Raw genomic sequence first — 6,612 nt, forward strand, 5'->3', positions numbered from 1 at the left:
GGATTGATGAGGGTGTTTCCTGGAGGTGTGTTCGAAACATCATAAATTAACCGTTAAATTTCAATTGTATGTCCTTGGTTTGGGCAGCCAGGTGTCTGGGTTGTGATAAAAATGTCATATATTCCGAATTCGTTATGGAAGGGTATGATTCGGTATTGAACTGAGGTCGGTTTCCGTCGCTTGATGTGCTGGTAAAGTAACGACGTTCGCGGGAGCACGTTAAGTCTATGACCCTGAGGCGAAGCCTTATCGCGGCCACGATTTTAGCCATTCAGTTCGACGTCGCCGCTGCGGTGGCGCAAACTGCCCCGACGTCTGGTACGTCGACGACCAGCCATCGCCATGCGGCGAAGGCCAAGAAAGGCGTGAGTGCTTCTACCCGTTCCACGCCGAAGTCGGCGGTGGCTCCGGCGGTCGCGGCTCCGGCCGCGCGGGTTCTGCCGGCCGTTGAGCCCGTCTATCACGCGCCGCCGTCCGATCCGGGCGAGGCCGTGATCGTGACCGGCACCCGTGACAGCAACCGCCATGCGCGCCAGAGCACCGCGCCGGTATCGGTCGTGACCGCGGCGACCCTGACCCGTTCAGGCCAGATGAACCTGTCGGACGCGCTGACCAAGACCTATGCCTCGATCAACGTCGTCGCCATGGCCGCTGACTCCGCGGCGCTGACGCAGTCGATCCAGATGCGCGGCCTCGGCCCGAACGAAGTGCTGGTGCTGGTCGATGGCAAGCGCCGCCATTCGACCGCGAATATCGTTGCGGATTCCGGTCCGCAGTTCGGTTCGACCGGTGCGGACCTGAATACGCTGCCGTCGAACATGATCGACCACATCGAAGTGCTGGAAGACGGCGCGGCGGCCCAGTACGGGTCGGACGCGATCGCCGGCGTGGTCAACATCATCACGAAAAAGCAGGATCACGGCTATAATCTGAGCGCCACGACCGGTGCCAATGCCTATAGCGGGCAGGCCTGGCAGTATCAGGTGAATGGCGACGCCGGCTTCAAATGGGGTGACAACGGCTTCCTGCATATCAGCGGGCAGGTCTATCACACCGACTTCTTCGTCGCGCCGTCGACCGATCATCGTCTGCTGCCGCTGAGCGCCGCGCCGGAAGGCGCCTATACGGGTGCGAATTATACTGGCCCGCTGAACGTGCCGACCGATTCCAACCATATCATGGGCCGCCCCGAGGAAACCCGTGAGAATTTCGGGATGGATTGGGGCAAGGACATCATCGGCGACCGGTTGCAGTTCTATGGCAACCTGACCTACGCGCATCGCCATGGTGAGGCGTACGAGAATTATCGTATTCCGACCCGTGCGCCCTCGCTATATCCGTCGGGCTTCTCCCCCCGCGAGACGAACGAGGAAAACGACTACGCCGTGACGGTGGGCCTGAAGGGTAGCCGTCTGTTCGGTGACTGGGACTGGGACGCGAGTTCGACCTACGGTGCCGACGGCACGAAGATCGGCAACAAGAATACCGCGAATACCGGTATGCTGGCCTCGACCTGCTCGACCACGCCGGGCAACCCGTACTATTCGACCGATGGGTGCGGCTGGTCGCCGACCTCGACGCTGGCGGAAACGTACCGCATGGCGCAGTGGACGAACAACCTGGATTTCCGCCACCACTTCAACATCGGCAACGTCGTTCCCATGACGCTGGCGTTCGGTGGCGAGCATCGGATGGAGACCTACCAGATCCAGGCGGGTAATCCGAACTCCTATGAACTGGGCGGCACGCAGGGCTATGCCGGCCTTGGCCCGCAGAGCGCCGGTAACTGGAACCGTAACATCTTCGCCGCCTATATCGACGGCGATTTCCATCTGACCAAGCACTGGGACCTGGATTTCGCCGGCCGGTTCGAGCACTACACCGACGTGGGCAATACCCAGAACGGCAAGATTTCGACCCGTTACGATTTCTCGCGCCGGGTTGCGATCCGCGGCACGATCAGCACGGGCTTCCGTGCCCCGACGCTGGCCGAGCAGCATTACAGTGCGATGAATGTCGGCCCTTCCAGCGCCGCGGGCATGCTGGCGGTGGATTCGGCGGCGGCCCGTGCGCTGGGTGCCAAGCCGCTACAGCCTGAGCAGTCGGTCAGTGCGTCGGGCGGTATCGTGCTGGAGCCGGTCGATGGGTTCCATGTCGAGGCCGACGTGTATCAGATCAATCTGCGTAACCGCATCGTCGGTGGCGGTACCGTGAACGGTCCGCTGGCGGTGCAGGCGATCGAGGCGATGGGGTACACGCTGGCCGGGCCGGCGCTGGACGATACGTCGCAGGACAGCGCCTATTACCTGACCAACGGCGCCAGCACCCGCACGCAGGGCCTGGACATCAAGGCGGATTACCGGTTCCATCTGCATCAGTATGGCAACCTGGACCTGAGCATGGCGCTGGATCTGAACCGGACGCGCTTGCATCATAACGGGCTGGATTCTCAGGGCAATCCGATCCTGAACGCGCAGAATGTCGGCTACATCACTACGGCGTATCCGCGCAGCAAGATCATCCTGAATGCCTATTACAAGGTGGGCAAGCTGGACGTGAACGTGCGCCAGACCCGCTATGGCCAGACGACCGACATGATGCAGTATCAGGATTGGTCGAACTCGAACATCATGTGCCCTGGCAGCACCACCGAGTCGATCCAGTATTCCAATTCCTGCTTCAAGCAGTTCAAGAATACGCCGCGCTGGCTGACGGATATCGAGGTGGGGTATCAGGTCACCGATCGCCTGCACTTCGCCGTTGGCGCGAACAACATCTTCAACGTGCGTCCGCGTCGGGTTTCGCAGGATGTCAATTCCTACGGCGCCCAGATCTACGACCAGTTCTCGTTGCAGGTGCCGATCACCGGTGCCTACTACTATGGCCGTCTGAACGCCACGTTCTGACGACAGCGGCATGGATACCGGGCGTAAACCCGGTATCCATTCTCGTTCTGGAAATTATGCCGCGCATGCGGCATTTTTGTTTTTGCGCCCCGAAAGGCGCTTTCCGCATAGAGACAGGGTGATTGATGACCGGACAGTCCGGCTCTCAGGCGCAGACGCGCCGGCAGCTTCTGACGAAAATCGGGGTTCTGGCGGGAAGTGCCGGGCTTTATCAGGCAATGACCAGCATGGGTCATGCGATGGGCACCGACTTCAAGGGGCCGCCGAAACTGTCCGGTGCGAAGCCGGGTACCCGGGTCGTGGTGCTGGGGGCCGGGCTGGCGGGGTTGCTGGCGGCGTATGAATTGCGGCGGGCCGGCTACAAGGTTCGACTGCTTGAATTCCAGAACCGGGCGGGGGGACGCAATATCTCGCTGCGTGGGGGCGACAGCGTGACGGAGTTGGGGGGCGCGACGCAGAAGGTCGCTTTCTCACCCGGCAATTATATCAATCCGGGACCGTGGCGGATTCCGTATCATCATCAGGGGCTGTTGTATTATTGCCGGAAGTTCGGCGTGGCGCTGGAGCCGTTCATTCAGCTCAACCACAATGCGTGGCTGCATTCCTCGCAGGCTTATGGCGGCAAGCCTTTGCGCTATCGGGAGTTTGCCGCGGATTTCTCGGGTTACACCGCCGAGTTGCTGGCCAAGGCGATCAACCAGCATCGGCTGGATGATATCGTGACGCCCGAGGAGCGGGCGCATGTGCTCTCCTCCATCGGGACCTGGGCCAATCTGGATGATGATGGGGTGTGGCGCGCCGGAGCGCGGTCGTCGCAGCACCGGGGATATGACAAGGCTCGTGGGGCTGGTGTGGATGGGGCGCCGACCTTCTCGACCCCGGCGCCGCGTTCGGAAGTGATGGGCTCGGGTCTGGCGCAGTGGCTGGCCTTTCCCGAACAGCTCGACATGCAGACGACGATGTTCCAGCCGGTTGGCGGGATGGATAATATCGGCAAGGGATTCGCGCGGCAGGTCCAGGACCTGATCACGCTGGGCTGCATGGTCACCGCCATTCATCAGGACGAGCATGGCGTGAAGATCCTGTATGACGATGTGGCCCATGGCGGGGCCGCGCGGGTGGAAGAGGCCGATTATTGCGTCTGCACGATTCCGTTGCCGGTTCTTTCGCAGCTCGATGTGCAGGTCAGCGACCGGATGAAGGCGGCGATCGCGGCCGTGCCGTATGCGTCGTCGGTGAAGCTGGGCATGGAATTCAAGCGGCGCTTCTGGGAGGATGACGACCAGATCTATGGCGGGATCAGTTTCACCGACCAGCCGATCGGGCAGATCGCCTATCCCAGCCACGGTATTTTCTCGCAGGGGCCGGCGGTTCTGCTGGGCGGTTATATGTTCGGGCCGGCGGCGATGGAATTCACGACCATGACGCCCGCGCAGCGGATCGAGGAAGGGCTGAGGCAGGGGCAGGTTCTGCATCCCGGTTATCGCAGCGAATTTCGCAATGGCGTGGCCGTGGCGTGGAGCCGCATGCCCTGGACCCTGGGCTGCTGTTCCATGTGGTCGGAGCAGGCGCGCAAGATGCATTACAAGACGCTGGTGGGGATGGAGAACCGGCTGGTGCTGGCCGGGGAGCACGCATCCTATGTCGGTTGCTGGCAGGAGGGGGCGATCCTGTCGTCTCTCGCGGCGGTCGAGCAGATACACAAGCGGGCGCAGGGAGTGGGCTGATGCGGAGCGTCTCTTTTTCCTTCCTGCTCGTGGCGGGGATGATGCTGGCCGGTGCGTCGGCCCGGGCCGATACGGCGGGCGGGGTGCCGAGCACCATGACCCGGCTGGATAATGGCGATCTGGTCTATCATCATATCTGTGCTGCCTGTCATATGGCCGACGGCAAGGGGGCGCGTGGTGCCGGGGCGAAATATCCGGCGCTGGCCGGGGACCAGAAACTGGCGATTGCTGCCTATCCGACCATGATGGTCCTGAATGGCCATGGCGGCATGCCATGGTTCGCGGGCATTCTGACCGACAGGCAGATCGCGGATGTGGTGACCTATATCCGTAGTCATCTCGGCAATCACTGGACGGACGCGGTGACGCCGGAGCAGGTGAGGGAGATGCGTCAGCCGATCACGCTGGAGGAATAGCAGTGGGGGTCCGGCGGTGTGCGCCGGGTGATGCCTACCGTGCGGCGGCTTTGGCTGTTAGGGTCGCCGGATGCAATCGGTTATCATCTATGTCGGCGCGGCCATGGCGGAAATTGCCGGGTGCTTCGCGTTCTGGGCGTGGCGCCGGATGGATAGATCACCGGTCTGGCTTCTGCCTGGCTGTGTCTCATTGGTGCTGTTCGCATGGCTGCTGACGCGGGTTGAGACTTCGGAAGCCGGGCGGGCTTATGCGGCTTATGGCGGGATTTACATTCTCTCGGCGCTGGTGTGGCTGTGGCTGGCCGAAGGGGTACGGCCGGATCGGTGGGATCTGATCGGGGCGGCGTTGTGTCTGTGTGGGGCGGGGGTGATCCTGTTTTCTCCGCATCGGGTGTAGAGGCTTGAATCTTCTTTTTCTGAAGAACGGCGGCGTCGGCTTACTCTTCGCGAATATTTTCCATGCGGATGGCCACGACCGCGTGTGGGGCGGGGTGGGGGCCTTGGCTGGAGCCGAGGCGCCAGAGCTGGTGGGCGAGCGCCATCACCGCCGGGCCGATGAACAGGCCGGAGAGGCCGCAGCTTTCCAGCCCGCCCAGAATGCCGAGCAGCACCCACATGAAAGGCAGCCTGATGGAGCCGCCGATCAGGACGGGGCGGATGAAATGGTCGGCCAGGAACAGTACCACCGCGCCGAACACGCCGACGCCGATGGCGGCCGCCAGGCTGCTGCCCTTGATCAGGATGGCCAGGACGCACAGGGCGAGCGCGAAGCCGCCGACCATCGGGATCATGCACGCCAGTGCCGTGAAGATGCCCAGCAGCAGGGGCTGGGGGGCGCCCACGAGCACATAGGAGAGGCCGATCAGCAGACCTTCGCCGAGCCCGACCAGCACCAGGCCGGCGAGCGCGCCGCGCACGGCGCCCACGATCTGACGTTGGGCCATGCCGCCCCGTGCGCCCAGCAGGCGCCAGATCAGCAGGTCGATGCGCGCGACCAGCGGCGTGCCGGTCCGCAGGAAGAAGAAGAGGATGAGCAGGGCGAAGCCCATGATGACCAGCCCGTTGGCGACGCCGTGGCCCAGATGCTCCACCGTGCCGAGGGCGTGTTCGGGCTTGAGGCGGTCCATCAGGTCGTGCACGCTGTCTGGCGTGGCCAGATTGGCCTGCCACCAGTGCTGGGCCTGCGCCCGGCCCCACGGCAGGCGGTCGAGCCATGCGGGGGCGGGGATGCCCTGTTCGGTGGCCTGTTTGACCCATTGCGCGCCTTCCCGGGCCTCGCCGGCGGCGGCGGAGATCAGCACGGCGGTCGGGATGATGAAGACCAGCGCGATGCCGAGGACGATGGCGGCCGGTGCCAGCGTGGCGGCATGGGGAGAGGACCATTTCCGCCGCAACCCTTTCAGCAGCGGCCAGCAGACGATCGCGAGCACGCCGCCCCAGAACAGCGCGGAGCGGAAACGTCCGAGGACGAACAGGGCCAGTGCGACCACCGCCAGTGCGAGCACGCCCTGGGCCAGGCTTTGCAGCGGCGTGCGCGGCTGGCTGGGGAGTGTGGGGGCGGGG

At 63.4% G+C, this 6,612-nt stretch carries 5 protein-coding genes; 4 read left to right on the forward strand and 1 reads right to left on the reverse strand.

What is annotated here, in order from left to right:
- Positions 1-227 precede the first annotated feature (227 nt).
- From ABF821_RS19225 to ABF821_RS19240, 4 genes are all read left to right on the forward strand, one after another.
- Positions 228-2,906: a TonB-dependent receptor plug domain-containing protein gene (locus ABF821_RS19225; protein ID WP_415531242.1), complete on the forward strand. Its 2,679-nt coding sequence runs from the start codon at positions 228-230 to the stop codon at positions 2,904-2,906.
- 125 nt (positions 2,907-3,031) lie between these two features.
- Complete coding sequence (locus ABF821_RS19230; RefSeq protein WP_415531243.1) at positions 3,032-4,633, forward strand: flavin monoamine oxidase family protein; 1,602 nt, start codon at positions 3,032-3,034, stop codon at positions 4,631-4,633.
- Entirely contained in the window at positions 4,633-5,049 is a 417-nt protein-coding gene (locus ABF821_RS19235; RefSeq protein ID WP_415531244.1) for a c-type cytochrome, read from the forward strand. Before ABF821_RS19230 ends, ABF821_RS19235 begins: the two co-directional genes overlap by 1 nt.
- Positions 5,050-5,119: 70 nt before the next feature.
- Positions 5,120-5,446 (forward strand): YnfA family protein, encoded by a 327-nt coding sequence (locus tag ABF821_RS19240; RefSeq protein ID WP_182975138.1) that lies wholly within the window; start codon positions 5,120-5,122, stop codon positions 5,444-5,446.
- A 40-nt stretch (positions 5,447-5,486) separates the two neighbouring features.
- Here ABF821_RS19240 and ABF821_RS19245 read toward each other — a convergent pair.
- The coding region (locus ABF821_RS19245) for an AI-2E family transporter (protein WP_415531245.1) at positions 5,487-6,612 on the reverse strand (1,126 nt) is incomplete at its 5' end.

Origin of the sequence: Gluconacetobacter sp. (assembly GCF_047721585.1) — a bacterium.
GTDB classification, from domain to species: Bacteria; Pseudomonadota; Alphaproteobacteria; order Acetobacterales; family Acetobacteraceae; genus Gluconacetobacter; species Gluconacetobacter dulcium.

What these genes read in the sequence shown, in the direction of transcription:
- ABF821_RS19240 (WP_182975138.1), top strand. Translation starts at nt 5,120, where the DNA reads ATGCAATCGGTTATCATCTATGTCGGCGCGGCCATGGCGGAAATTGCC.
- ABF821_RS19235 (WP_415531244.1), top strand. Translation starts at nt 4,633, where the DNA reads ATGCGGAGCGTCTCTTTTTCCTTCCTGCTCGTGGCGGGGATGATGCTG.
- ABF821_RS19225 (WP_415531242.1), top strand. Translation starts at nt 228, where the DNA reads ATGACCCTGAGGCGAAGCCTTATCGCGGCCACGATTTTAGCCATTCAG.
- ABF821_RS19230 (WP_415531243.1), top strand. Translation starts at nt 3,032, where the DNA reads ATGACCGGACAGTCCGGCTCTCAGGCGCAGACGCGCCGGCAGCTTCTG.